We start from the raw sequence: 25,484 nt of genomic DNA, 5'->3' as shown, positions 1-25,484 counted from the left end.
CGTGCGACGGCCGGTGCGGGGGCGCTCAGTCCTGCGCCGACGCGGCGACCACGCGCGGGAGCAGGTCCTCGGCGGGCGGCGACCACGTCGCGGCGTCCGCCGGCACCTGCTCGCCCGAGCGGATGTCCTTGACCTCGTCCGCGGTCCCTCCCGCCTCGGCGGGCCCGGGGAACCACACGAAGGGGATCCCCCGGCGGTCCGCGTGGCGGATCTGCTTGCCGAACTTCGCCGCCGACGGCGCGACCTCGACCGGGATGCCCCGCGCACGCAGCGCGGAGGCGACCGCGTCCGACCGGTGCCGGTCCTCCTCCGTGGCGACCGCGACGAGCACCGCGGACGGCACCGCACGCGTCGCGCGCACGAGACCGGCCCCCAGCAGGCGCGACACCAGCCGCGAGACGCCGATCGACAGGCCGACACCCGGGTACGTCGTCGCCCCGTCGGACGCGAGCGTGTCGTAGCGGCCCCCCGAGCAGATCGAACCGAGCTGCTCGTGCCCGACGAGCACCGTCTCGTAGACGGAGCCCGTGTAGTAGTCGAGCCCGCGCGCGATCTTCAGGTCGGCGACGACGACGCCGGGGGCTCGGTCCTGTGCCGCGCGCACCAGCTGCCCGAGCTCGCCCAGACCCTCGTCGAGCAGCTCGTGCTGCGCGCCCACCTCGACGGCGAGCTCGCGCACCCGGTCGACGACGTCCTCGTCGGTCCCGCTGATCCCGGCGAGCCTCAGGCACGCACGCGCCTGGTCCTCGCCGGCACCCGTCTCCGCGACCAGCAGCCCGGCCACCGCGTCCGCGCCGATCTTGTCGAGCTTGTCGATGCTGCGCAGGACGCCCTCGACGTCCGTCAGACCGATCCCGCGGTAGAACCCCTCGGCGACCTTGCGGTTGTTCACGAGGATGCGCACGGGCGGCAGCCCGATCTCCCGCAGCGCGGTGAGCGCCTCCGCCATCACGAGCGGGAGCTCCACCTCGTAGTGGTACGGCAGCGACCCCGCGCCGACGACGTCGATGTCGGCCTGCACGAACTCGCGGAACCGGCCGTCCTGCGGCCGCTCGCCGCGCCACACCTTCTGGATCTGATAGCGGCGGAACGGGAACGCCAGGTGGCCGGCGTTCTCCAGCACGTACCGCGCGAACGGCACGGTGAGGTCGAAGTGCAGGCCGAGCTGGCCCGCGCGCTCCGGCGCCGCGTCGGGCTCCTCCTGGAGCCGGCGCAGCACGTACACCTCCTTGGACGTCTCGCCCTTGCGCAGCAGCTGGTCGAGCGGCTCGACCGCCCGCGTCTCGATGCCCGCGAACCCGTGCAGCTCGAACGTGCGCCGCAGGACGTCGAGCACGTGCTGCTCCACGATGCGCCCCTCGGGCAGCCACTCGGGGAATCCGGACAGGGGTGTCGGTCGCGCCATGCCCCGATCCTCCCAGACGCGCGCACCCGCTCGGCGCGGTGCGGTCAGCGCGCCGCGAGGAACGGGTTGGTCGCCAGCTCCCGACGCATCTCGCTCGTCGGGCCGTGCCCCGGCACGACCTGCGTCGCCGGGTCGAGGCGCGCGACGACGTCCCGCAGCGTGCGGGTCATGACCGCCTGGTCGCCGCCCGGCAGGTCGGTGCGCCCGACGGTCCCCGCGAACAGCACGTCGCCCGTGAACGCGAGGCCGTCGACGAGGTAGAGCGTGGAGCCCTCGGTGTGGCCGGGCGCGTGCCGGGCCACGACGGCGATCGACCCGAGCTCGAGCCGCACGTCCTCGTCGCGCTCCCCCGCGTCGTCGGGGGCCGCACCGCGCGGCGTGCCGAACGTCCGCAGGTCGTCCGGACGCTCGAACGCCGCCGGGTCGGCCCCGACCGCGGCCAGGGCCTGCGCGAGCGGGCCGGCCGGGTAGTGCGACGCTCCCCCGAGCACGCCGAGCGTGCCGAACGGGTCCGCGAGCCGGTACGCGTCGCGCGCGTGGACGTGCACGGCGACGCCGAGCCGCCGAGCGAGCGGTCCGGCGTCCCACACGTGGTCCGCGTGGCCGTGGGTGACGAGCACACCCTGCGGGGCGAGGCCCCGCTCCTCGACGAGCGCGGCGACCGCGTCGGCGACGAGCGCGCCCGCGTCCACGACGACGCACGCACCGTCGTCCGCGACGAGCACGCTCGTGCGGGCACCGAACACCGGGGACAGGACCGTCAGGAGCTCCACGAGAGGCAGGCTAGACGCCCCGCGGACGGCCGGGCGACGCGCGCCGCGGCCGCCGGGACCAGCGCGTGTCACCCGGACGCCGTCCCAGCGCGCGGCGTGCGGATCGCACACCCCTGTCACCTGCCTAGACTGTCCGGGGTTCCACAGTGCGACGGTGCGGGAGACGTCCGCTCGTACGGTGCATCGACAGTCACGCGAGGAGTGCGGGTGTCCAACAAGCGGGTGTCCAACAAGCGCGAGCGCGAGTACGAGCGCCGCCGGTTCGAGAAGTGGCAGGCACGGCAGGCCGAGGCCAGGGCGCGCCAGCGCCGCCAGCGCATCGTCGCGGGGGCGGTCGTCGGGGCGCTGGTCGTCGTGATCGGCGTCGTCGCCGCGGTCGTCGCCGGTGGGTCCGACGACACCGCCGGGTCCCCGACCGATCCGGTCTCGCCGGCCGCCACCGCGGGCGCACCGACCGGCGAGCCGACGAACTCCGACCTCGTCCCCGCCCCGGCGCTCGCCGAGGACCGCACGTGGACCGGCGAGATCACGCTCGGCCAGGGCGCGCTCGGCATCAGCCTCGACGGCGCCGCGGCACCCCAGGCGGTCGCGAACTTCGTGACGCTCGCGCAGGACGGGTTCTTCGACGGCACGAAGTGCCACCGCCTCACCACGGACGGCATCTACGTCCTGCAGTGCGGCGACCCCGAGGGCACCGGCATGGGCGGACCCGGGTACTCGTGGGGTCCGGTCGAGAACGCCCCCGCCGACGAGCAGTACCCCGCGGGCACCATCGCCATGGCGCGGCAGAGCGGCAACGGCAGCTCGATGGGCTCGCAGTTCTTCATCGTCTACGACGACAGCAGGATCCCGTCCGACGGGGCGGGTGGCTACACCGTGTTCGGCAAGGTGACGTCCGGTCTGGACGTCGTCACGGCCATCGCCGACGCGGGCACTGCGGACGGGTCGACCGACGGCTCTCCCGTGTCCGACGTCATCATCAAGGGAGTGAAGATCCAGTGACGCAGACCCCGGACCAGTCGGCCCCGAGCACGGCCGACGCCGCCGCCGAGCAGGTCGAGACGCCGCAGCAGGACGCTCCCGAAGCCGAGACGCACGTGGACGCGACGCCCGAGCCCGCCGAGGTCGTCGACGCGCCGGCCGACGAGGCGGCATCCGACGAGGCACCCGTCACCGAGGCGGCGCCCACCGACGACACCCCTGTCGAGCCCGCAGCCGACGAGACCGCCGCTCCGGAGGCCGGCGCCGCTCCGGCTCCGACGCCGCGGCCCACGCCGGCCTCGGTCAAGCCCAGCGCCCGTCCGCTCCCCCGGCCCCCGGTCGCGACGCCCGCCGCCCCCGCGGCGGCCGGCCCGGCCGTCGCACCGGTGCCTCCGGTCGATGCCGCCGAGGCCGCGCACGCCGCGACGTTCGGCTCGGTCGACGCGGAGGGCACCGTGACGGTGCGCGAGGCGTCGGGTGAGCGCGTCGTGGGCCAGTTCCCGGGCGCGACGGCGCAGGAGGCGCTCGCGCTGTACGTGCGCCGGTTCCTCGACCTGCAGGCGAAGGTCGCGCTGTTCGAGGCGCGCCTGGGGGCGACGGACCTGTCGGTCAAGGAGATCGACCAGACGCTCGCCAAGCTCACGGAGGAGACCGCCGAGCCGGCCGCGGTGGGCGACCTCGACGGGCTGCGCGCGCGTCTCGACGCGTTGCGCGGCGTCGCCGCCGAGCGCCGCGCCCAGGCCGAGGCCGAGCGCCAGGCCGCCCGCGCGGCGGCGGTGGAGGCCCGCACGGCGATCGTCGAGCAGGCCGAGCGGATCGCCGCCACCGACCCCGGCCGCATCCAGTGGCGCCCCGCGGGTGAGCAGCTGCGGGCGCTCCTCGACCAGTGGAAGGACGCGCAGCGTTCCGGCCCGAGGCTGGACCGGCCGACCGAGGAGGCGCTGTGGAAGCGGTTCAGCCACGCGCGCACCACGTTCGACCGTGAGCGTCGGCACTTCTTCGCGCAGCTCGAGCAGTCGAACGCGCAGGCGAAGGCCGCCAAGGAGCGCCTCGTCGACGAGGCCGAGCGGCTGCAGTCGAGCACCGACTGGGGCGCGACCGCGGGTGCCTTCCGCGACCTCATGACGCAGTGGAAGAGCGCGGGCCGCGCGAGCCGTGCCGACGACGACGCGCTGTGGGCGCGGTTCCGCGCGGCGCAGGACGCGTTCTTCGCGGCCCGTGACGCGCAGAACGCGGCGACCGACGCGGAGTTCCGGGCGAACCTCGAGGTCAAGGAGGCCATCCTCGTCGAGGCCGAGGCACTGCTCCCCGTGACGGACCTCGGCGCGGCGAAGGCGGCGATCCGCGGCATCCAGGACCGCTGGGAGGCCGCGGGCAAGGTGCCGCGTGCCGACATCCAGCGCGTCGAGGGACGGCTGCGGGCGGTCGAGACCGCGATCCGCGAGGCGGAGCAGAAGCAGTGGACGCGGTCCAACCCTGAGACGCGCGCCCGTGCCGAGGGCGCGGCCGCGCAGCTCGAGCAGGCGATCGCGGGCCTCGAGGCCGACCTGGAGAAGGCGAAGGCCGCCAAGGACCAGCGCCGCATCGACGAGGCGCAGGCCGCGCTCGACGCGCGTCGGGCCTGGCTCGAGCAGGTGCAGCGCGCCGCGCAGGACGCGCGCGGCTGACCGGTCGCGTCTGTCCACAGGCGCGCGCACGCCGCCGGAGGGCGTCGGGCATCCTCACGGGATGGCCGACGCCCTCTCGCTGCTTCCCGCCCCGTGCGTCCTCCCGCGCCTCGTGCGCCGCGGCGACCTGCCGCCCGGGGAGTGGGTGGGCATGCAGCTCGACGGCGTGCTCGTCGCGCTGACCGACGACGTCGCCGTCACCACCGAGCGTCCGCCCGAGCCGGACGACCGCGCGCAGGCGCTCGCACCGGCGCTCCCCCGGCACGGCGTGCTCGGCCGGGACGCCGCTGCCTGGGTGCACGCGGGGGGTCGGGCCCCGGCCCGGGCGTGCGTCCTGGTGCCGGTCGGCGTGCGACGGCCGGACGCGCGGCCGGACCGCGCGAGCGCGGAGACCGTCTTCGCGCAGGGCGACGTCGTCCTCGTCGCGGGAGTCCCCGTCACCTCACCCGTGCGGACCGGCGCGGACGTCGCGCGCTGGGTGGAGGGTGCCGCGGCCGTCGAGCGGCTCGTGGCGCTCGCCTCGTGCGGGGTGGACCTGCAGGAGGTGCGTGCGCGCCTCGCCGCCATGACGGGGCGCCGGCACGTGCGACGCGCGTTCGGCGCACTCGAGGACGCGGGCCGGCGGGTCGCGTCCCTCGGCGTGGCGCGCGGCGAACCTCAGCGCAGCGCGTCGTCGGGCCGGGCCCCGGTGATGCGGTAGACGTCGAACACGCCCTCGATCTTGCGCACCGCCGCGAGGACCGACGCGAGGTGCGAGGGCTCGGCCATCTCGAACACGAACCGCGACATCGCCACCCGGTCGCGCGACGTCGAGACCGACGCCGACAGGATGTTGACGTGGTGGTCCGACAGGACCCGTGTGACGTCCGAGAGCAGCCGCGCCCGGTCGAGCGCCTCGACCTGGATCTGCACCAGGAACAGCGACGACGAGGTGTGGCTCCACTCGACGTCGAGCATGCGCTCGGGCTGCTGGCGGAGCTGTTCGACGTTGATGCAGTCGGCGCGGTGCACGCTCACGCCCGCGCCACGCGTCACGAACCCCACGATGTCGTCACCCGGCACAGGGGTGCAGCACTTCGCGAGCTTGACCCACACGTCGTCGACGCCACGGACCACGACACCGGGGTCGCCCGTGCGCACACGCCGCGCGGTCGGGCCGGGGCGCGCGGTCTCGGCGAGGTCCTCCTCGGCGCCCGTCTCCCCGCCGAGCGCCTGCACGAGGCGCTGCACGACGGTCGACGCGGCGACCTGGCCCTCGCCGACGGCGGCGTAGAGCGCGGAGACGTCCGCGAACCGCATCTCGGACGCGAGGGCGACGAGGGACTCGTGCGAGAGCAGGCGCTGCATGGGCAGGTTCTGCTTGCGCATCGCCTTGGCGATCGAGTCCTTGCCGTGCTCGATGGCCTCCTCGCGGCGCTCCTTGGAGAACCACTGGCGGATCTTGTTGCGGGCACGCGGGCTCTTGACGAAGCCCAGCCAGTCGCGGCTAGGGCCGGCGGTCTCGGACTTCGAGGTGAAGACGTCGACGACGTCGCCGTTCTCGAGCGTGGAGTCCAGCGGGACGAGCCGCCCGTTGACGCGCGCGCCCATCGTGCGGTGCCCGACCTCGGTGTGCACCGCGTAGGCGAAGTCGACGGGCGTCGAGCCTTGCGGCAGGGCGATGACGTCACCCTTCGGCGTGAACACGTACACCTCGGAGCCGGCGATCTCGAACCGCAGCGAGTCGAGGAACTCGGTCGGGTCGGCCGTCTCGCGCTGCCAGTCGACGAGCTGGCGCAGCCACGCCATGTCACCGCCGCCGGGCGCCTCGGTCTGCGTGCCGCCGTTGCTCTTCGCGTTCTCCTTGTACTTCCAGTGCGCGGCGACGCCGTACTCCGCGCGCCGGTGCATGTCGTGCGTGCGGATCTGGATCTCGACGGGCTTGCCGCCCGGCCCGATCACCGTGGTGTGCAGCGACTGGTACAGGTTGAACTTGGGCATCGCGATGTAGTCCTTGAACCGGCCGGGGACCGGGTTCCACCGCGCGTGCAGCGCGCCGAGCGCCGCGTAGCAGTCACGGACCGTGTCGACCAGGACGCGCACGCCCACCAGGTCGTAGATGTCGGCGAAGTCGCGGCCGCGCACGATCATCTTCTGGTAGATCGAGTAGTAGTGCTTCGGCCGGCCCGTCACGGTCGCCTTGATCTTCGCGGCGCGCAGGTCCGCGCCGACCTGGTCCCGCACGACCGCCAGGTACTCCTCGCGCGCGGGCGCGCGCTCGGCGACGAGGTGCACGATCTCGTCGTAGACCTTCGGGTAGAGCGTCGCGAACGACAGGTCCTCGAGCTCCCACTTGATCGTGTTCATGCCGAGCCGGTGCGCGAGCGGGGCGTAGATCTCGAGCGTCTCGCGCGCCTTCTTCTCGGCCGACGCGGCGGGGACGAACTTCCAGGTCCGCGCGTTGTGGAGGCGGTCGGCGAGCTTGATGACCAGGACGCGGATGTCGTGGGCCATCGCGACGACCATCTTGCGGACCGTCTCCGCCTGCGCCGCGTCGCCATAAGTGACCTTGTCGAGCTTCGTCACGCCGTCGACGAGCATCGCGACCTCGGGGCCGAACTCGCGCCGCAGCTGCTCGAGGGAGTACTCGGTGTCCTCGACCGTGTCGTGCAGCAGAGCCGCGACGAGCGTGGACGGGGTCATGCCGAGCTCGGCGAGGATCGTCGCGACAGCGACCGGGTGCGTGATGTACGGGTCGCCGCTCTTGCGGAGCTGGCCGCGGTGCGCGCGCTCGGCCACGACGTACGCACGCTCGACGGTGCCGAGGTCGGCCTTCGGGTGGTTCGCTCGCGCGGCCTGCAGGACGGGCTCGAGCGCGGGGTACGCGGGACCTCGGGTCCCGCCGAACCGGGTCAGACGCGCGCGCACCCGCGACGCCGACGAGCCGGACTGCTCCCCGGTCGCTGGCGCCGACCCGGTGGGCTGGGCCGCGGCTGACGGCGACCGATCGCCCGTGGCGGGCGCGACGAGGTCCTCGGCCACCCGGTCTCCCTCCGTGCTGCTCACGCTGGATCGCACGAGTCTACGTCCGCACGACGGGTCGTCCGCGCGAGGGCCCGCCGAGGGACCCGTGCCGGCGGGCTCACCGTGTGCGCTCGCGTGCCCGCGGTGAGCCCGGACGTCGTCTCAGTCGACGGTGAGCACCGTGTCGACGGACAGCCCGGGCAGGTGCGCACGCCCGCCCAGACCCGCGAGCTCCACGAGGAACGACAGGCCGACGACGTCCGCGCCGCAGGAGCGCAGCAGCCCGACCGTCGCGGCGGCCGTGCCGCCCGTGGCGAGCACGTCGTCCACGACGAGCACCCGCGCACCGGGGGTGATGGTCGCCGGGTGGATCTCGATCTCGGCCTCGCCGTACTCGAGCGCGTACGTGGCCGACGCGGTCGGGCCGGGCAGCTTACCGGCCTTGCGGACAGGCACGAGGCCCGCGCCGAGCGCGGTCGCGACCGGACCGGCGAGCAGGAAGCCGCGAGCCTCCATGCCCGCCACGAGGTCGACCTGACCCGCCACCGACGCCATGGCCGCCACGACGTCCGCGAACGCGCGCGCGTCGGCGAGCAACGGCGTGATGTCGCGGAACAGCACTCCCGGCTGCGGGTAGTCGGGGACGAGCCGGACGAGCTCGGTGACCCGGCGCGCGACGGCGTCGCGGGCCGGGTCACCGGTGACGAGATCACTCATCGCGAGCGCTTGCGCCGCTTCGGCTGCGCGGCCTGTCCCTGGTGCGCGCCCGCCCGGAGCTGGCCCACGGCACGGACGGTCGACGCCGCCGCGACGGCCTCACCCTCCGCTCCGGGGACGCGCGAGGCGAGGACCTTGGCGGTGTGCGCCTTGATGCGCGGCTCGCGCTCGCGCAGGCTCACCTCGAGCGGCGTCGCGAGGAAGATCGACGAGTACGCGCCGACGAGCATGCCGACGAAGAGCGCGAGCGCGATGTCGCGCAGCGTGCCCGCACCGAGGATGAACGCGCCGACGAAGAGGATCGCGGACACCGGCAGCAGCGCGACGACGGAGGTGTTGATCGACCGCACCAGCGTCTGGTTGACCGCGAGGTTGGCCTTCTCCGCGTACGTGAACCGCGTCTGGTCGAGCGTGTCGGCGGTGTTCTCCCGCACCTTGTCGAACACCACGACGGTGTCGTAGATCGAGTACCCGAGGATCGTCAGGAAGCCGATCACCGTCGCGGGCGTGACCTCCCAGCCGACACCCGCGTACAGGCCGACCGTGATCACCAGGTCGTGGATGAGCGCGATGAGCGCGGCCAGCGCCATGCGCCAGTTCCGGAAGTACGCCGTCATCACGACCGAGACGAACACCAGGAACACGACGATGCCGCTGATGGCCTTGCTGGACACGTCAGCGCCCCAGGTCGGGCCGACGAACTGCGTCGTGATCTCGTCCTGCGAGACGTCGAACGCGGCCTGCAGCGCCGAGGCGACCTCCTTGAGCTCGGCGTCCGTGAGCTCGGCGACCTGGATGCGCAGCGAATCCCCTCCGAGGTTGGTCACCTCGGGCGACTCCTGCGACGCGACCGCGAGCACGGTGTCGATCGCGAGCTGCTGGTCGCGCTCGCCCTCGATGCCCGAGACGACGAACTCCGAGCCCCCGCGGAACTCGATCCCGGGGTTGAGCCCCGGCTTCACGAGCAGGAACCCCGAGATCAGCACGAGGATCGCCGACGCCAGGTAGAAGGCCCGGCGGTGGCCGACGATGTCGTACGAACGGCGGCCCGTGTACAGGTCGTTGCCCCACTGGGCGAATCCGACGGCCATCAGCGCTCGCTCCCCTCGGCCGGCGCGTCGCCGGTCGCGTCGTCGGTCGGTGCGTCAGCGACCGGGTCCTGCGCGAGGCGCTGCTGCGCCGCACGCTCGGCCGCCTTGCGCTGCGCGATCGTCAGCCCGTCCCCGCGGCCACCGACACCGGACGCGACAGGCGTCCGGACCTCGGCGGCCAGCGAGCCCTCGCCGGGCTCGGTGTCCTCGCGCCGGCCCATCGCGACCTTGCCGCGGCCGACGTAACGCGTCCCCGGCACACCGAGGCGGCGCGGGTCGAGGCCGGATGCCGCGTGGCCCTCGTTGAAGAACCTCGTCTTGGCGATGAGCTCCATCACCGGGTGCGTGAACAGGAACACGACGATGACGTCGATGACCGTGGTCAGGCCCAGCGTGAACGCGAACCCTCGCACGCCACCGACGGCGAGGAAGTACAGGACGATCGCCGCGATGAGGTTCACCGCGTCGGACGCCAGGATCGTGCGGCGGGCACGCGCCCAGCCCCGCTCGACCGCGGCACCGAGCGTGCGGCCCTCACGCAGCTCGTCACGGATGCGCTCGAAGTACACGATGAACGAGTCCGCGGTGATACCGATCGCCACGATCAGACCCGCGACGCCGGGGAGCGACAGGCGGTAACCCTGCGTCCACGAGAGCAACGCGATCACACCGAACGTCAGCGTCGCGGCGACGATCAGCGACGCGACGGTCAGCAGGCCGAGCGCGCGGTACTGGATCAGCGAGTACACGACGACGAGCAGCAGGCCGATGACACCCGCGAGCAGACCCTTCTGGAGCTGCTCGGTGCCGAGCGTCGCGGAGATCTGCTGCTCCGACTGCACCTCGAAGTTGAGCGGCAGCGAGCCGAAGCTCAGGCGGTTCGCGAGCGACGCGGCGGTCGTCTGGTTGAAGCTGCCCGAGATCTGCGCCTTGCCGTTCGGGATCGTCTTGTCGACGCTCGGTGCCGAGATCACGAGGCCGTCCAGCACCATCGCGAACTGGTTCTGCGGCGTCGTGAGCGACGCCAGTCGCGTCGTGACGTCCGAGAACTCCTTGGCGCCCTTGGACGTGAACTCCATGTTCACGATCCAGCGGCTGCCGATGGCGCCGTTCGCGAGGGTCTCGAGGCCGGAGCCCGCGGACGAGATCTCGGAACCGTCGATCTCGACCGGGCCGAGGATGTACTTCAGCATCGAGCTGTTGCCGTCGGAGTCGACGCCGCACGCGACGAACGCCTTGTCCGGGTCGCCCGAGACACCGCCGGCGAGGTTCGCCGGGTCCGTGCAGTCGAGCGCGTCGAACTGGGCCTGGACCTCGTCCGTGACCCAGTACGCCTTGTCGCTCGCCGACGTCGGCTCGCTCGGCGCGGTCGCGGCCGGCGACGGCTCCTGCGAGGCGGCGTCGCTCGGCTGCGCGGTCGGCTGCTCGGTGGGCTCGGCCGTGGCGGGCGCGCTCTCGTCGTCGGTCGCGTCGGCCGTCGTGTCGCTCGACTGCGTCGGCGACGGCTCGGCGGACTCGCCCGCGGTGGGCGCCGATGTCGGCTCGGCGCTCGGGTCGGCGCTGGGACCGGCACTCGGGTCGACGCTCGGGTCGGCCGACGGCTGCGCGGTGATCGCGTAGTCCTCGACGAGCACCGGGCGGAACTCCATGTGCGACGACCGGCTCACGGCCGCGATGGTCTCCTCGGACGCCTTGCCGGGGATCGCGACGACGATGTTGTTGCCGCCCTGGCTGGAGATCTCCGCCTCGGCGACACCGGAGCCGTCGACGCGCTGCCGGATGACGTTGATCGCCTGGGTGATGTCCTCCGAGGTCGGCTGCCGGCCGTCGGTGGTCACCGGGGTCAGGATGATCTGCGTACCGCCCTCGAGGTCGAGGGCGAGCTTGGGCGTCCAGGTCGCGTCGGACGTCTTCGTTCCGATGAAGACCGCGATGAACGGCAGGAGCATGAGGACCACGAGCGTGATCAGCGTGCGGACCGGCCGGCGGCGGCGTGTGGGTGGGGCCAACGGAGTTCTTCTCTCGTGCGCGCACCGGTCGCGCGTGCGACCGGTGGGGACTGGGTCCGACGAACCGCTCGTCGGACCGCGGGACTACTTCCGGTCGGTGTCGTCGTCGCCGCGGGACGGCGGCAGCGACGACAGGTCGTCGGGCACGTCGATCGGCTCGTCGTCGAGTCGGTCGGCGGGCTCGTCGTCCTCGGTGCCGTCCTCGTCGGACGGCTGGTCGTCGGCGACGGGCGCCTCGACCTTCTTGGCGATCGCGGCGCGGACCCAGCGCGTGCGGCTGCCCGGGGTCGACTCCAGCGTGATCGTATCGTCCTCGACCTCGACGACGACGCCCATCATCCCGGACGCGGTCATGACCTCGTCGCCGGGCTGGAGGGTGCTGCGGAACTCCTGCTGCGCGCGCTGCTGCTTGCGGCTCTTGCGGGACATGAACCAGAACGCGCCCACCAGGAGGGCGAGGAGCAGGAACATCGAGTAGCCGCCACCACCGGTGGTGGCGGCCGCGGTATCGGCGGCAGGCGCGGCGTTGAGCAGAGTCACAGCGGGGTCCTCACGTTCGATCGTGTCCGGGGCAGTCTAGGCGTAGCCGCCCAGCGCTCCAACGCACGTCCAGGTGCGGGCGTTCCCGCACCGCGGGGAGCCTCTCACACGCGGCCGTCATCCGGGCACGGCTGGGACGAACTGCCCACGCCGACCGTCACGCGAACAGCGTCCCCGGGTCCTGCGGTGGCGTCAGGCCCAGGTGGGACCAGGCTGCCGGCAGCGCGACCCGGCCGCGCGGCGTCCGGCCCACGAGGCCCTCACGCACCAGGAACGGCTCGGCGACCGTCTCGACCGTCTCGGGCTCCTCGCCCACGGCGACGGCCAGCGTCGTCAGCCCGACCGGTCCGCCGCCGAACCGCAGGCACAGCGCCTCGAGCACCGAGCGGTCCAGCCGGTCCAGGCCGCGCTCGTCGACCTCGTACACCTCGAGCGCCGCGCGCGCCGCCGCCAGGCTCAGCGTCCCGTCGCCGCGCACCTCGGCCCAGTCGCGCACGCGGCGCAGGAGCCGGTTCGCGATGCGGGGGGTGCCACGCGAGCGCGACGCGATCTCGCGTGCCGCGGCGCCCGCGAGCTGCACGCCCAGCAGCCCGGCCGAGCGCAGCAGCACCTGCTCGAGCTCGTCGGCGTCGTAGAAGTCGAGGTGGCCCGTGAAGCCGAACCGGTCGCGCAGCGGTGCGGGCAGGAGACCCGCACGCGTCGTCGCGCCGACCACCGTGAACGGCGGGAGCGACAGGGGGATCGCGGACGCGCCCGCACCCTTGCCGACGACCACGTCCACCCGGAAGTCCTCCATCGCGACGTACAGCAGCTCCTCCGCGGGCCGCGCGATGCGGTGGATCTCGTCGAGGAACAGCACCTCGCCCTCCTCGAGCGAGGACAGCACGGCCGCCAGGTCGCCCGCGTGCTGGATCGCCGGGCCGCTCGTGACCCGCAGCGACGCGCCGAGCTCGGCGGCGACGATCATCGCGAGCGTCGTCTTGCCCAGCCCGGGCGGACCGGACAGGAGAACGTGGTCGGGTGCCCTCCCCCGTCCCCGGGCGGCGTCGAGCACCACGGACAGCTGCTCGCGCACCACCCGCTGCCCGACGAACTCCGCGAGTCGCCTCGGGCGCAGGGCCGCCTCCGCGGCCCGCTCCAGGTCGTCCGCGCCCGCGTGCACGAGCGACTCCGCGGGGAACCGCTCCGTGACGAGCTCGACGTCGGAGCGCTCGTCGTCCCGGTCAGCCACGGCCACCACCCAGGCTCCGCAGCGCCGCCCGCAGCACCCCCGGCACCTCGTCGGCGCGCAGCGGGCCCTCGACATCCTCGAGCACGGACTCGACGGCCTGCTCGGCGACCTTGGCGTTCCAGCCGAGGCCGACGAGCGCGTCGACGACCTGCTGGCGCCGGTCGTCCCCGGTGGGCACGGTGGCCTGCGGCTGCCCGCCCACCACGGCCGGGGCCGGGGCGCCGAGCCGGTCCTTGAGCTCGAGCACGATGCGCTGCGCGCCCTTGCGGCCGATGCCGGGCACGCGCTCGAGCGCCTTGAGGTCCTCGTCGGCGACCGCCCGGCGCAACCCGTCCGGCGTGTGCACCGCGAGCATCGCCAGCGCCAGGCGCGGGCCGACCCCGCTGACCGTCTGCACCGTCTCGAACACCTCGCGCTCGTCGTCGTCCGCGAAGCCGAACAGGGTGAGCGAGTCCTCCCGCACGACGAGCGAGGTGTGCAACGTCGACTCCTGCCCGACACGCAGCTGCGCGAGCGTGGCGGGGGTCGCCTGCACGAGCATCCCGACGCCCCCGACCTCGACCACCGCCGAGTCCAGCCGCACCGCGAGCACCGTCCCGCGCACCGAGGCGATCACGCGCCCTCCCTCGTCGTCACGGCCGTCCGCTGGTCGTCGGGACGGCCTGCCCGGGCCACTCTCCCACAGGGGCGAACATCTGTACGAACGACACGCTAGCGCCGCGCCGCCTGCTCCGCCGCGGCCCAGGCGCGCTGCGCCGGGGTCAGGGCCGACCCGGGGCGCTCCGGCGCGCCCAGCGCGCCGGCCGGCCGCCACAGGTGGCAGATCGCGAGCGCCAGCGCGTCCGCCGCGTCCGCGGGCCGGGGCACCGCCTCGAGCCGCAGGAGACGCGCGACCATCGTCTGCACCTGCGGCTTGTCCGCACGACCGCTGCCCGTCACCGCGGCCTTCACCTCGGACGGTGTGTGCAGCGCGACGGGGATGCGCCGACGCGCGGCGGCGACCATCGCGAGCCCGGCGACCTGCGCGGTGCCCATGACCGTCCGGACGTTGTGCTGCGCGAACACCCGCTCGACGGCGACCGTGTCGGGCGCGTGCTCCTCGAGCCACTCCTCGATCCGCCGCTCGATCACGAGCAGCCGCTGGTCCACGTCGAGCGTCGGCGCGGACGTCGCCACGCCCACCGCGACGAGCTGCACGCGGCGCCCCGGCAGGCCGTCGACCACGCCGAGGCCGCACCGCGTCAGGCCGGGGTCGACACCGAGGACTCGCACGAGCGCATCGTCGCACCCCGCCGCGGGCTCCCCCGGCACCCGCGACCGCGAGTCGCCCACGCCGCTCGCCGCGACGCGTCGGTGCCCGCCCGGGACGCGCGAGGGGCGCGTCACCCGCAGGTGACGCGCCCCTCGTCGCGTGCTCGGACGGTCCGCGTCCGGCCGGCTCAGTCGTCCTCGAGCTCGGCCATGACCTCGTCGGAGGCGTCGAAGTTCGCGTAGACGTTCTGCACGTCGTCGGAGTCCTCGAGCGCGTCGATCAGGCGCAGGATCTTGCGCGCACCCTCGGCGTCGACCTCGATCTGCGTCGACGGCCACCACACCACGTCGGCGGAGTCGTAGTCGATGCCCGCCTCCTGCAGCGCCGTCCGCACGGGCACGAGGTCGGTCGCCTCGCTCAGCACCTCGAAGGACTCGCCGAGGTCGTTGACCTCCTCGCCGCCCGCCTCGAGGACCGCCTCCATGACCGCCTCCTCGTCGGTGCCCTCCTGGGGCACGACGACGACGCCCTTGCGGCTGAAGATGTACGCGACCGAGCCCGGGTCGGCCATCTGGCCGCCGTTGCGGGTGAACGCCACGCGGACGTCGGACGCCGCGCGGTTGCGGTTGTCGGTGAGGCACTCGACGAGCACCGCGACCCCACCGGGGCCGTAGCCCTCGTACATGATCGTCTGGTAGTCCGCGCCGCCGGCCTCCTGGCCCGAGCCGCGCTTGACCGCCCGGTCGATGTTGTCGTTCGGGACGGACGACTTCTTGGCCTTCTGGATGGCGTCGAACAGCGTGGGGTTGCCCGCGGGGTCACCACCGCCCGTGCGGGCGGCCACCTCGATGTTCTTGATCAGCTTCGCGAAGAGCTTGCCGCGCTTCGCGTCGATCACGGCCTTCTTGTGCTTCGTGGTGGCCCACTTGGAGTGACCCGACATGCGCTCGTTACCCCTGGGTGTCGAGGACGATCTGGACGAAGAGACGGTGCACCCGGGTGTCGCCGGTCACCTCGGGATGGAAGGAGGTCACGAGCAGCGGTCCCTGGCGGACCGCGACGATCCTACCGGCGGCCGGCCCCGACTCGACGCGCCCGACCACCGAGGCCGCCGGGCCGACCTCCTCGACCCACGGCGCGCGGATGAAGACCGCGTGCAGCGGACCGTCCTCGACGCCCTCGATCGCGAGGTCGGTCTCGAACGAGTCGACCTGACGCCCGAACGCGTTGCGCCGCACCGTGATGTCCACGCCACCGAGCGTCTGCTGCCCCTCGATCCCGCCGAGCACCCGGTCGGCGAGCAGGATCATGCCCGCGCACGAGCCGTACGCGGGCATCCCGCCGCGCAGCCGCGCACGCACCGGCTCGAACAGGTCGAACGCGCGCAGGAGCTTGTCGATCGTCGTCGACTCCCCACCGGGGATGACGAGCGCGTCGACCGCGTCGAGCTCGCAGGTGCGACGCACGGGGACCGCACGTGCGCCCTCGGACTCGAGCGCGTGCGCGTGCTCGCGCACGTCCCCCTGCAGGGCCAGGACACCGACGGTGACAGTCACCCGGCGATCCTAGGTCGCCCCCGGCGCCGCTCGGCGCGTGCGCTCACGCCCGCCGCCTCCACCGCGCGGCGGCCCTGGGGTCGCGCCGTCAGCGGGCCGCTGCGGCACGCACCGCGCTGCCGGCCGCCGGGCGCACCTCGTCCGCGAGCCGGGACAGGCCCTCGAGCATGCGGTCGCGCGGCGCCGCCAGGCTCACGCGCACCATGCGCTGCGCGCCGCGGCCGAACGTGGAACCGGGCGCGACCGCGACGTGCCGTCGAGCGAGCAGGCGGGTCGCGAACGCGTCGGTGTCGGGCGTGCCCACGTCGACCATGAGGTAGAACGCGCCGTCGGGCTCGCTGAACCGCAGCCCGCGCGCGGTCAGCAGCCGCACCGCGGCGTCGCGCCGGTCCCAGTACGACTCGACCGCGTCGTGCACCCACTCCTGGGAGCCGGTGAGGGCGGCGAGCGCGGCGTGCTGCCCGCCCGCCGACGGGCACGCGAGCGTCGCCTCCGCGACGTGCCCGACGATCTCGACGAGCTCCGGGTCGGGCAGGTGCGCGAGACCGATCCGCCATCCCGTCATGGCGTACGTCTTCGACATCGAGTGGAAGACGAGCACGCGCCCGTCGGTGTCGAACGCCGCGGGGCTCACGTGCGGGGTGTCGAAGGTGATCGCCTCGTAGCACTCGTCGGACAGGACCCACAGGTCGTGCCGGCGTGCGAGCTCGACGAGCGCCTCGAGCGTCGCGGCCGGGTAGACCGCGCCCGTCGGGTTGTTGGGCGAGCAGACGACGAGCGCCCGCGTGCGGGGCGTGATCGCAGCCTCGACGTCCTCGACCCGCGGGACGAAGCCCTCCCGGGCGTGCGCCGGGTAGGTCGTCGGCACCGCCGCGCACGCGCGCGCCGCCATCGCCCAGTTCGGGAACGTGGGGTCGGGCAGCAGCACCTCGTCGCCCGGCCCGAGCAGCGCGGTCATCACGGTCGCGAGCCCGTTCATCGCGCCGTGCGTCACGACGACCGAGGACGCGTCGGCGCGCGCGCCGGACCGTCGGGCGATCCGCTCCGCGCCGGCCTCCCGCAGCTCGTCGAGTCCCAGGCTCGAGGTGTAGCCGAGCCGCCCGTCGCGGCCGGCCCGCGCGACCGCGTCGAGGACGTGCGCGGGGGGTGTCGCGTCGGGTTCGCCGATCTCGAGGTGGAGCGCGTCGGGGTCGCGCAGCGCGAGCTCCATGAGCGTCCGGATGCCGCTGCGCGGGATCGCGCGCGCGGGCGAGGTCGGCGAGAGGGTCGGCATGCTCCGACGGTAGGCGGTTCAGGTCACGCGCAGGTTACCGACCAGTACGGTCACCCGCACGGGCGACCCTCACTCCCGCGCGAGGCCCAGGTGGCGCGTCTCGCCGTCCCACTGCGGCAGCAGGCCCGCGACGAGCGTCGCGAGCCCCTCGGGGAACACCTCGATCTCGACGGCGGCCAGGTCGGCCAGCGACCACCACCGCAGCTCGTCGATCACGTCCTGCTCGAGCGCGGTCCAGCCCGAGCGGTCCTCCGCGACGAACGACGACGCCGGCACGCGCGCGAGGAAGATCTCCTCGTCCTGCCGGCAGTGCTCGAAGAAGAAGTCGAAGATCGCCGAGCGCGTCAGCACCGGACCGACGAGCGCGTCGTCGGCCAGCACGATGCCCGTCTCCTCGCGCACCTCGCGCACCGCCGCCTCGCGCGCGGACTCCCCCGCGTCGATCCCGCCACCGACCGTGAACCACCACGACCGCTCCGGCTGGTCCGCGTCGTGCCCCCGGATCAGCAGCACGCGGTCGTGCTCGTCGAGCAGGATCACACGCGCCGCGGTGCGCGACAGCATCCCGTCCGCACCGCGGGTCCACTCCGGACCGAGCGCGTGGTCCGGTCCGGTGCCGCCGCCGTCCGGGTCCCCGGCGTCGTCGGCCGGCGGGCCGGCGGGCACGACGAGGGCCGCGGGCTCCTCGTCGCCCGCGGCCCTCGTCGAACCCGGTGAGGTCACCAGCCCCGCTCGGCCAGGCGGTGCGGCACCGGCACGTCGTCGACGTTGATGCCGACCATCGCCTCGCCGAGGCCGCGCGAGACCTTCGCGATGACGTCCGGGTCGTCGTAGAACGTCGTCGCCTTGACGATCGCCGCGGCGCGCTCGGCCGGGTTGCCCGACTTGAAGATGCCCGAGCCGACGAACACGCCCTCAGCACCGAGCTGCATCATCATGGCCGCGTCCGCGGGCGTCGCGATGCCACCCGCGGTGAACAGCACCACCGGGAGCTTGCCCGCGGTCGCGACCTCCTTGACGAGCTCGTACGGGGCCTGCAGCTCCTTGGCGGCGAGGTACAGCTCGTCCTCGGGCAGCGAGGTGAGGCGGCGGATCTCGTCGCGCAGCGTGCGCATGTGGGTCGTCGCGTTGGACACGTCGCCCGTGCCCGCCTCGCCCTTGGAGCGGATCATCGCCGCGCCCTCGGTGATGCGGCGCAGCGCCTCGCCCAGGTTGGTCGCACCGCACACGAACGGCACCGTGAACGCCCACTTGTCGATGTGGTGGGCGTAGTCCGCGGGTGTGAGGACCTCGGACTCGTCGACGTAGTCGACTCCGAGGCTCTGCAGCACCTGCGCCTCGACGAAGTGCCCGATGCGCGCCTTGGCCATGACCGGGATCGAGACGGCCTCGATGATGCCGTCGATCAGGTCCGGGTCGCTCATGCGCGCCACGCCACCCTGCGCGCGGATGTCCGCCGGCACGCGCTCGAGCGCCATGACGGCGACGGCGCCCGCGTCCTCGGCGATCTTCGCCTGCTCCGCGGTGACGACGTCCATGATGACGCCGCCCTTGAGCATCTCGGCCATGCCGCGCTTGACGCGCGCGGTGCCGACGACGCCGGCCGCGTCGCTCGTGGGGGTGGGCTGGCTGGTGTCGCTGGTCACGTCGAGCCTCGCAGGTGGAAAGTGCGGTCACGGGGTGTGCGGTCGGGGGGTGCCGTCGCGCGTGGGCGGGACGTCCACACGAGGACGGGCACCACGACGGACCGACCCGGCCATCCTAGTGCGTGGCGCACCGGCACCCGCCCGCACGTCTCACGCGCGGTACGCCCCGGCGCCGCTGCGTGGTCAGCCGACGCCGGGCCGCGCGAGCGCCTCCGGCCACGCGTCGTCGAGCTCCAGCGTGCGCGGCTCGGGCGCGTGCCCCGCGAGCCGCAGGAGCCGCACGAACCGCCCCCGGCGCACGCGCTGCGCCTGCAGCACCGCCTCGTTGTGGAACCGACGAGCGATCTCCGCCCGGTACCAGGCCGAGCTCAGGGCGTCGAGGAGCTCGTCACCGCCCGGGACGGCGCGCATCGCGGCGATCTCGTCCGGGTCGTCGAGCACCGCGCGCAGCGTCGCGCTCAGCTCGCTCTCCACCTCGCCGCGCTCGTCGCGCAGCTCCTCGACCGTCGCCAGGGCGCCCTCCGTGGGCGACGACAGGGCACGCTCACCGCTCGACCGCGGGTCCGACAGCAGCAGCGCGAGCAGCTCGGGCGGTGCGTCGGGGCGCGCGACCGCGCTGTCCGCGGCGAGCGCCGACCACGCGGCCTCCCCCACGAGGACCGACGAGACCGGGTCCAGCAGGCCCGACGTCGCGAGCTCGGCGGCCACCGTCGCGCGCCGGACGAGCTGCGCCTGCACGACGCTGCGCGACGCACCCACCTTGCGGTGCAGCCGGTCGAGCCGGGACGCCGCGACCCACACCGACCACACCAGCACGGCGAGCACCACGACGACGACGCCCGCGACCTCGGACCACCTCATCGGGCCTCACCCCGGTTGCGGCGCAGCTCCATGAGCCGCGCGCCGCGCAGCGAGGACGGGTCCTCGCCCACGGGCGCATGCCCTCCGGCGACGGCCATCTCGTACACGGCGAGCACCTGGTCCGTCACCGCGGACCAGTCGTACCGGCGGACCACGGCACGCGCGTGCGCCTCGACGAGCGTGCGCAGGTCCGCGTCCGCGAGCACCCGCACGAGCGTGCGGGCCAGGTCGTCGCTGTCGCCCGTCCGGAACAGCACGCCGGCCGCCCCGTCGTCGAGCACGCGCGAGAACGCGCCCAGGTCGCTCGCGACGACGGTGGCGCCCGCGCTCATCGCCTCGACCAGCACGATACCGAAGCTCTCCCCCCCGGTCTGCGGGGCGACGTACACGTCGACCGACGCGAGCAGCCTGGCCTTGTCGTCGTCGGACACCCCGCCGAGGAACTCGACCGCACCGGCCCGGTCCCCCAGCACCTCGCGCGCCTGCTCCTGCCCCGTCTCACCGCGGCCCGCGACGAGGAACCGCGCACCGGGCACGTGCGCGAGGACCTCCCGCACCGCGCCGAGCAGGACGCCCAGGCCCTTGCGCGGCTCGTCGAGCCGGCCGAGGAACGCGATCGTGGGCGCCTGCGGCGACCCGGTCCAGCGCGGGTCGGGCTCGGCCGCTTCGAACGTGTCCACGTACACGCCGTTCGGGATGACCACGGCGTCACCGCCGAGGTGGTCGACGAGCGTGCGGCGCGCGTCCTCCGAGACCGCGATGCGCGCGGAGATCTTCTCGAGCGACTGCCGCACGAGCGGGAACGCCACCTGCAGCGAGCGCGAGCGCACGGTCGAGGTGTGGAACGTCGCGACGACGGGGCCGTCCGCGATCCACAGCGCCAGCATCGACAGGCTCGGCGTCACCGGCTCGTGCAGGTGCAGCACGTCGAACCGGCCCTGCTCGAGCCACTTGCGGGTGCGTGCGGCGGTCACGGGGCCGAACGTGAGGCGCGCGACGGAGCCGTTGTAGCGGACGGGGACGGCCCGGCCCGCGGCCGTGAGGTAGTCGGGCACCGGGGTGTCGTCGTCGGCAGGAGCGAGCACCTCGACCGCGTGACCCCGCGAGAGCAGCGCCTCCGCGAGGTCCCGGACGTGGAACTGCACCCCGCCGGGCACGTCGTACGAGTAGGGGCAGACGATGCCCACGCGCAGCGCGCGCGTCGCGGGCGCGGTCATGACGCCTCCACCCGCTCGTCGAGCTCCCCGGCCCGCCGCCGCGTGGCCGCGTACCGCTCGGGGTCGAGGTCCTCGACGAACACGCGCTGGAGCATGTGCCAGTCCTGCGGGCGCCGGTGCAGGCACTCCGCGAGGCGGTCCACCCACGCCTGCGTCAGGACCCGCACCTGCTCGGCGCGCGGCACGTCGCGGCTCACGGGCTCCACGGGCACGAAGTCGATGCGCAGACCCCACGGGGTCCCGGCGCGCCGTCGGCGCTCACCGCGCAGCCGCTCGTACGTGATCGCCGTCGCGAACAGCGGCGCCCCGGACGCGAGCGACAGCGCGGCCGGTCCGGCCGCGACGCGCGCCCGGTGGCCGAACAGGTCGACCTCGACGCCGCGGTGCGTCAGGTCACGGTCCGCGAGCAGCGGGACGATGCCGCCCTGCGGCGCGCGCGCGACGCGCAGCAGCTCGCGGAACACGTCGCCGTCACCCAGCGCGAGGATCCTCATACCGAGGCCCTCGCGGAACCGCAGGAACTCCTCGTAGACCTGCGGCGGCTCGAGCCGCTCGGCGACGGTCGTGACGTGCGCGACGTTGCGCGTCGCCCACGCCCCCGCGAGGTCCCAGTTCCCCAGGTGCCCGAGCGCGAGCACCACGGCGCGCCCCTGCGCGACGTGGTCCCGGATCGCGTCGAGCCCGACCGCGCGCACGCGCGCGTCGATCTGGTCGCCGGTGGAGCCGCCCAGCGAGAACGCCTCGACGAAGTAGCGCAGGTAGGACCGCATCGCGGCGCGCGACAGCCGGCGCAGCTGTGCCGCGTCGAGCTCGGGGCGCACGCGCGCGAGGTTCTTCTCCAGCCGCCGCACCCCGTCACCGTGCCGCCACCAGGTGACGTCGGCGCCCAGGTTCGCGGCGCCCCGCAGCACCGGTCCCGGCACGCGGTGCGCGTGCCGCCACGCGAACGCGTAGAGCGCCCCGACGTCGAGCCTCACGCGCCGGCCCCCGCGGCGCCGTCGGACGGCGCGACCTCGAGCGCGCGCGCCTGCCGGCGCACCTTGGCCATGCGCTGCACCACGGTCACGGCGGAGGCGACCGTGAGGAGGCCGAGCACCACGGTGAGGACGACGACGGGCAGACCGAACCCGACCAGGCCGGTCGCGCCGAGCACGAGCAGCAACCGGTCCGCGCGCTCGGCGATGCCGCCCGAGCCGTTCATGCCCAGCCCCTCGGCCCGCGCCCGGGCGTAGGGCACGACGGACCCGAGCACGAGCGCGGCGAGCGCGAGCGTGGCGGTCAGCTCGTCGTCACCGACCCCGAAGCCCCACAGCACGATCCCGCCGAAGATCGCGGCGTCCCCGAACCGGTCGAGCGTCGAGTCGAGGAACGCACCCCACGGACCCGATCGACCCGCCTGCCGGGCCATGACGCCGTCGAGCGAGTCGGTCAGCGCGAACACCGCGATGACGAGCGACCCGGCGAGGAAGTGGCCGGTGGGGAACGCCCACAGGGCGGTGACCACGACGACGAGCGTGCCCGTGACCGTCACGGCGTCGGGCGAGACTCCCGCGCGCAGCAGCACCCGCGCGACGGGCGTGAACAGGCGGGTCATGGCCCCGCGGAGTCGGTTCAGCACGCGGTCATCTCCCGGTGGTGGACGGCTGGGGCCACGCGGCGGCGAGCCGCGCCCGCGTGTCGGCGAGCAGCTCGGGCAGGGCCCGGCTGCGGCCCACGACGGGCAGGAAGTTCGAGTCGCCGTCCCACCGCGGCACGACGTGCTGGTGCAGGTGCGCCGCGATGCCGGCCCCCGCGACGTCGCCCTGGTTCATCCCCAGGTTGAACCCGCTGGGCGACATCACCGCGCGCAGCACGCGCATCGCCGTCTGCGTGAGCGACCCGACCTCCGCGAGCTCGTCGTCCGTGAGGTCGGTGTAGTCCGGCACGTGGCGGTACGGGCACACGAGCACGTGGCCCGGGTTGTACGGGTACAGGTTCATGACCACGTACGCCCGCTGCCCGCGCGCGACGACGAGACCCTGCTCGTCGTCCTGCGTGGGGATGCGGCAGAACGGGCAGCCGGGCCCCGCGGCGGCGTCGACGGGCTTGTTCTCCCCGCCGATGTACGCCATGCGGTGCGGGGTCCACAGCCGCTGGAAGCCGTCCGGCTCGCCGGCGAGATCGCGCGCGTCGACGAGCTCGGGACCCGTCACGCCGGCGTCCGGACGGTGCCGGTCGTCAGCCACGGCTCAGACCTGCGTGTGGTCGCGGACCGCGGCGACGATCCGCTCGACCGCCTCGGCCACCGGCACCCCGTTCTCCTGGCGGCCGTCGCGGTAGCGGAACGAGACCGCACCCGCCTCGACGTCCTCGCCGCCCGCGATGAGCACGAACGGGATCTTCTGCGTGCTCGCGTTGCGGATCTTCTTGCCGAAGCGGTCGTCGGAACGGTCCACCTCCGCGCGGATCCCCTGCGCGCGCAGCTGCGCGACGAGGTCGTCGAGGTAGCCCTCGAACGGCTCCGCGACCGGCACCGCGAGCACCTGGACGGGTGCGAGCCACGCCGGGAACGCGCCCGCGTAGTGCTCGACGAGGATGCCGAAGAAGCGCTCGATCGAGCCGAACAGCGCGCGGTGGATCATCACGGGACGCTGGCGCGACCCGTCGGGAGCCGTGTACTCGAGCTCGAACAGCTCCGGCTCGAAGAAGTCGAGCTGGATGGTCGAGAGCTGCCAGGTGCGGCCGATCGCGTCCTTGACCTGCACCGAGATCTTCGGGCCGTAGAACGCGGCGCCGCCCGGGTCGTCGACCAGGTGCAGCCCGGACGCCGTGGCGACCTCGCGCAGGGTCTCGGTCGCCTCGTGCCAGGTCGCGTCGTCGCCCACCGACTTCTCGGGGTCGCGGGTCGACAGCTCGAGGTAGAAGTCGTCGAGGCCGTAGTCGCGCAGCAGCTCGAGCACGAAGGTCAGCAGCGAGCCGAGCTCCTCGCGCATCTGCTCACGCGTGGTGTAGATGTGCGCGTCGTCCTGGGTGAAGCCGCGCGCGCGGGTCAGGCCGTGCACGACGCCGGACTTCTCGTAGCGGTACACGGTCCCGAACTCGAACAGCCGCAGCGGCAGCTCTCGGTACGAGCGCCCGCGCGAGCGGTACACGAGGTTGTGCATCGGGCAGTTCATGGGCTTGAGGTAGTAGTCCTGGCCCTCACGCTTGACCGTGCCGTCCTCGTGGAACTCGGTGTCGAGCTTCATCGGGGGGTACATGCCGTCCGCGTACCACTCGAGGTGACGCGAGGTGTGGAACAGCTTGGCCTTGGTGATGTGCGGGCTGTTGACGAACGAGTAGCCCGCCTCGACGTGCCGACGGCGCGAGTACTCCTCCATCTCCATGCGCACGATCCCGCCCTTGGGGTGGAACACGGCCAGGCCCGAGCCGATCTCGTCGGGGAACGAGAACAGGTCGAGCTCGTTGCCGAGCCGGCGGTGGTCGCGTCGCTCCGCCTCGGCGAGCCGGTCCAGGTGCGCCTTGAGCTCGTCCTTGCTGGGCCACGCGGTGCCGTACACGCGCTGCAGCTGCGGGTTCTTCTCGCTGCCGCGCCAGTAGGCCGCGGCCGACCGCATGAGCTGGAAGCCGTTGCCGATCAGCCGGGTGCTCGGCAGGTGCGGGCCGCGGCACAGGTCCTGCCAGACGACCGTCTCGCTCTCCCGGCCGGCGCCGCGCACGTTCTGGTAGATCGACAGCCCGCCGAGGCCGACCTCGACGCTCGCACCGTCCGCCGCGCCCGGGTCGCCCTTGAGGCCGATGAGCTCGAGCTTGAACGGCTCGTCCGCGAGCACCTCGCGGGCCTGCTCCTCGGTCACGTCCCAGCGACGGAAGGTCTGCCCCTCCTTGACGATGCGCGACATGACCTTCTCGAGCGCGCGCAGGTCCTCGGGGGTGAACGGGGTCTCGACGTCGAAGTCGTAGTAGAAGCCGTCGGTGATCGGCGGGCCGATGCCCAGCTTGGCGGTCGGGTTGACCTCCTGGACGGCCTGCGCGAGCACGTGCGCCGCGCTGTGCCGCAGCACGGCCAGCCCGTCGGGCTCGTGCACGCTCACCGGCTCGACGACCTTCGCGCCCTCGGGCAGCGGCAGGTGCAGGTCGCGCAGCTCGCCGTCCACGCGTACGACGACGACGTCCTTGCGGTCACCGAAGAGGTCCGTGCCCGTCGTGCCCGCCTGCACCGTGGTCGCGGTTCCGTCGACGGTGAGGGCGATCTGATCAGGCACGGGGTGGTGGCCTTCCTC

At 73.8% G+C, this 25,484-nt stretch carries 24 protein-coding genes; 3 read left to right on the top strand and 21 right to left on the bottom strand.

Translation table 11 applies throughout. From position 1 onward, the window contains the following. Window positions 1-25: 25 nt before the first annotated feature. Window positions 26-1,405, bottom strand: coding sequence for a histidine--tRNA ligase (gene hisS, locus CUD01_RS05095; protein ID WP_141319238.1), 1,380 nt, complete (start codon window positions 1,403-1,405; stop codon window positions 26-28). 44 nt (window positions 1,406-1,449) lie between these two features. Beyond that, complete coding sequence (locus tag CUD01_RS05090; RefSeq protein WP_141319236.1) at window positions 1,450-2,178, bottom strand: MBL fold metallo-hydrolase; 729 nt, start codon at window positions 2,176-2,178, stop codon at window positions 1,450-1,452. Between the two features lie 207 nt (window positions 2,179-2,385). On the opposite strand from CUD01_RS05090, the gene CUD01_RS05085 reads away from it, so the two are divergent. From CUD01_RS05085 to CUD01_RS16430, 3 genes are all read left to right on the top strand, one after another. Then, a complete protein-coding gene (locus tag CUD01_RS05085; protein WP_371860754.1) occupies window positions 2,386-3,180 on the top strand; it encodes a peptidylprolyl isomerase in 795 nt (264 codons plus the stop codon). Continuing rightward, complete coding sequence (locus CUD01_RS05080; RefSeq protein ID WP_094180105.1) at window positions 3,177-4,826, top strand: DUF349 domain-containing protein; 1,650 nt, start codon at window positions 3,177-3,179, stop codon at window positions 4,824-4,826. Before CUD01_RS05085 ends, CUD01_RS05080 begins: the two co-directional genes overlap by 4 nt. A gap of 61 nt (window positions 4,827-4,887) precedes the next feature. Further along, entirely contained in the window at window positions 4,888-5,526 is a 639-nt protein-coding gene (locus CUD01_RS16430; RefSeq protein ID WP_166772002.1) for a hypothetical protein, read from the top strand. Here the strand turns inward: CUD01_RS16430 and CUD01_RS05070 are convergent. The 19 genes from CUD01_RS05070 to thrS form a co-directional block, all read right to left on the bottom strand. After that, complete coding sequence (locus tag CUD01_RS05070; RefSeq protein ID WP_244937662.1) at window positions 5,484-7,871, bottom strand: RelA/SpoT family protein; 2,388 nt, start codon at window positions 7,869-7,871, stop codon at window positions 5,484-5,486. The two genes, CUD01_RS16430 and CUD01_RS05070, sit on opposite strands and share 43 nt — an antisense overlap. A 120-nt stretch (window positions 7,872-7,991) precedes the next feature. Continuing rightward, entirely contained in the window at window positions 7,992-8,546 is a 555-nt protein-coding gene (locus CUD01_RS05065; protein ID WP_094180107.1) for an adenine phosphoribosyltransferase, read from the bottom strand. After that, window positions 8,543-9,637 (bottom strand): protein translocase subunit SecF, encoded by a 1,095-nt coding sequence (gene secF / locus CUD01_RS05060; protein WP_141319234.1) that lies wholly within the window; start codon window positions 9,635-9,637, stop codon window positions 8,543-8,545. Before secF ends, CUD01_RS05065 begins: the two co-directional genes overlap by 4 nt. Further along, window positions 9,637-11,586, bottom strand: coding sequence for a protein translocase subunit SecD (gene secD, locus CUD01_RS05055; RefSeq protein WP_141319260.1), 1,950 nt, complete (start codon window positions 11,584-11,586; stop codon window positions 9,637-9,639). Before secD ends, secF begins: the two co-directional genes overlap by 1 nt. A gap of 144 nt (window positions 11,587-11,730) precedes the next feature. Beyond that, a complete protein-coding gene (yajC, locus tag CUD01_RS05050; RefSeq protein ID WP_244937661.1) occupies window positions 11,731-12,186 on the bottom strand; it encodes a preprotein translocase subunit YajC in 456 nt (151 codons plus the stop codon). Window positions 12,187-12,343: 157 nt separating this feature from the next. Beyond that, on the bottom strand, window positions 12,344-13,417 hold the full coding sequence (ruvB, locus tag CUD01_RS05045) for a Holliday junction branch migration DNA helicase RuvB (protein ID WP_094182182.1): 1,074 nt from the start codon (window positions 13,415-13,417) through the stop codon (window positions 12,344-12,346). After that, the gene (gene ruvA, locus CUD01_RS05040; protein ID WP_141319232.1) at window positions 13,410-14,033 is read right to left on the bottom strand and encodes a Holliday junction branch migration protein RuvA; all 624 of its coding nucleotides are present in this window, start codon (window positions 14,031-14,033) and stop codon (window positions 13,410-13,412) included. Before ruvA ends, ruvB begins: the two co-directional genes overlap by 8 nt. Window positions 14,034-14,128: 95 nt before the next feature. Continuing rightward, a complete protein-coding gene (gene ruvC, locus CUD01_RS05035) occupies window positions 14,129-14,689 on the bottom strand; it encodes a crossover junction endodeoxyribonuclease RuvC (RefSeq protein WP_141319230.1) in 561 nt (186 codons plus the stop codon). 167 nt (window positions 14,690-14,856) lie between these two features. Beyond that, the gene (locus tag CUD01_RS05030) at window positions 14,857-15,612 is read right to left on the bottom strand and encodes a YebC/PmpR family DNA-binding transcriptional regulator (protein ID WP_141319228.1); all 756 of its coding nucleotides are present in this window, start codon (window positions 15,610-15,612) and stop codon (window positions 14,857-14,859) included. 7 nt (window positions 15,613-15,619) lie between these two features. Then, window positions 15,620-16,225 carry a pyridoxal 5'-phosphate synthase glutaminase subunit PdxT gene (gene pdxT / locus CUD01_RS05025; protein WP_094180111.1) on the bottom strand — a complete coding sequence of 202 codons (606 nt, stop codon included), beginning with the start codon at window positions 16,223-16,225 and terminating at the stop codon, window positions 15,620-15,622. An 88-nt stretch (window positions 16,226-16,313) separates the two neighbouring features. Then, entirely contained in the window at window positions 16,314-17,498 is a 1,185-nt protein-coding gene (locus tag CUD01_RS05020; RefSeq protein ID WP_141319226.1) for a pyridoxal phosphate-dependent aminotransferase, read from the bottom strand. 69 nt (window positions 17,499-17,567) lie between these two features. Beyond that, a complete protein-coding gene (locus tag CUD01_RS05015; RefSeq protein ID WP_244937660.1) occupies window positions 17,568-18,221 on the bottom strand; it encodes an NUDIX hydrolase in 654 nt (217 codons plus the stop codon). Continuing rightward, complete coding sequence (gene pdxS, locus CUD01_RS05010) at window positions 18,218-19,144, bottom strand: pyridoxal 5'-phosphate synthase lyase subunit PdxS (RefSeq protein WP_094180113.1); 927 nt, start codon at window positions 19,142-19,144, stop codon at window positions 18,218-18,220. The genes CUD01_RS05015 and pdxS overlap by 4 nt, the downstream gene beginning before the upstream one ends. Before the next feature lie 183 nt (window positions 19,145-19,327). Continuing rightward, on the bottom strand, window positions 19,328-20,005 hold the full coding sequence (locus CUD01_RS05005; protein ID WP_094180114.1) for a hypothetical protein: 678 nt from the start codon (window positions 20,003-20,005) through the stop codon (window positions 19,328-19,330). After that, window positions 20,002-21,198: a glycosyltransferase family 4 protein gene (locus CUD01_RS05000; RefSeq protein ID WP_166772028.1), complete on the bottom strand. Its 1,197-nt coding sequence runs from the start codon at window positions 21,196-21,198 to the stop codon at window positions 20,002-20,004. Before CUD01_RS05000 ends, CUD01_RS05005 begins: the two co-directional genes overlap by 4 nt. Window positions 21,199-21,218: 20 nt before the next feature. After that, on the bottom strand, window positions 21,219-22,199 hold the full coding sequence (locus tag CUD01_RS04995; RefSeq protein ID WP_141319222.1) for a phosphatidylinositol mannoside acyltransferase: 981 nt from the start codon (window positions 22,197-22,199) through the stop codon (window positions 21,219-21,221). Beyond that, entirely contained in the window at window positions 22,196-22,840 is a 645-nt protein-coding gene (gene pgsA, locus CUD01_RS04990) for a phosphatidylinositol phosphate synthase (RefSeq protein ID WP_094180117.1), read from the bottom strand. Before pgsA ends, CUD01_RS04995 begins: the two co-directional genes overlap by 4 nt. Before the next feature lie 4 nt (window positions 22,841-22,844). Next, a complete protein-coding gene (locus tag CUD01_RS04985) occupies window positions 22,845-23,414 on the bottom strand; it encodes an HIT family protein (RefSeq protein WP_244937664.1) in 570 nt (189 codons plus the stop codon). Window positions 23,415-23,450: 36 nt separating this feature from the next. Then, window positions 23,451-25,466 (bottom strand): threonine--tRNA ligase, encoded by a 2,016-nt coding sequence (gene thrS, locus CUD01_RS04980; RefSeq protein WP_141319220.1) that lies wholly within the window; start codon window positions 25,464-25,466, stop codon window positions 23,451-23,453. Window positions 25,467-25,484: the final 18 nt, after the last annotated feature.

It is taken from the genome of Cellulomonas uda (assembly GCF_006538705.1).
Classification (GTDB): Bacteria; Actinomycetota; Actinomycetes; order Actinomycetales; family Cellulomonadaceae; genus Cellulomonas; species Cellulomonas uda.
The sequence above is the reverse complement of the archived record's forward strand: the minus strand, read 5'-3'. Positions and strand labels throughout refer to the sequence as shown.

What these genes read in the sequence shown, in the direction of transcription:
- CUD01_RS16430 (WP_166772002.1), top strand. Translation starts at nt 4,888, where the DNA reads ATGGCCGACGCCCTCTCGCTGCTTCCCGCCCCGTGCGTCCTCCCGCGC.
- secF (WP_141319234.1), bottom strand. Translation starts at nt 9,637, where the DNA reads ATGGCCGTCGGATTCGCCCAGTGGGGCAACGACCTGTACACGGGCCGC.
- CUD01_RS05020 (WP_141319226.1), bottom strand. Translation starts at nt 17,498, where the DNA reads ATGCCGACCCTCTCGCCGACCTCGCCCGCGCGCGCGATCCCGCGCAGC.
- CUD01_RS05005 (WP_094180114.1), bottom strand. Translation starts at nt 20,005, where the DNA reads ATGAGGTGGTCCGAGGTCGCGGGCGTCGTCGTCGTGGTGCTCGCCGTG.
- CUD01_RS05065 (WP_094180107.1), bottom strand. Translation starts at nt 8,546, where the DNA reads ATGAGTGATCTCGTCACCGGTGACCCGGCCCGCGACGCCGTCGCGCGC.
- hisS (WP_141319238.1), bottom strand. Translation starts at nt 1,405, where the DNA reads ATGGCGCGACCGACACCCCTGTCCGGATTCCCCGAGTGGCTGCCCGAG.
- CUD01_RS05030 (WP_141319228.1), bottom strand. Translation starts at nt 15,612, where the DNA reads ATGTCGGGTCACTCCAAGTGGGCCACCACGAAGCACAAGAAGGCCGTG.
- secD (WP_141319260.1), bottom strand. Translation starts at nt 11,586, where the DNA reads ATGCTCCTGCCGTTCATCGCGGTCTTCATCGGAACGAAGACGTCCGAC.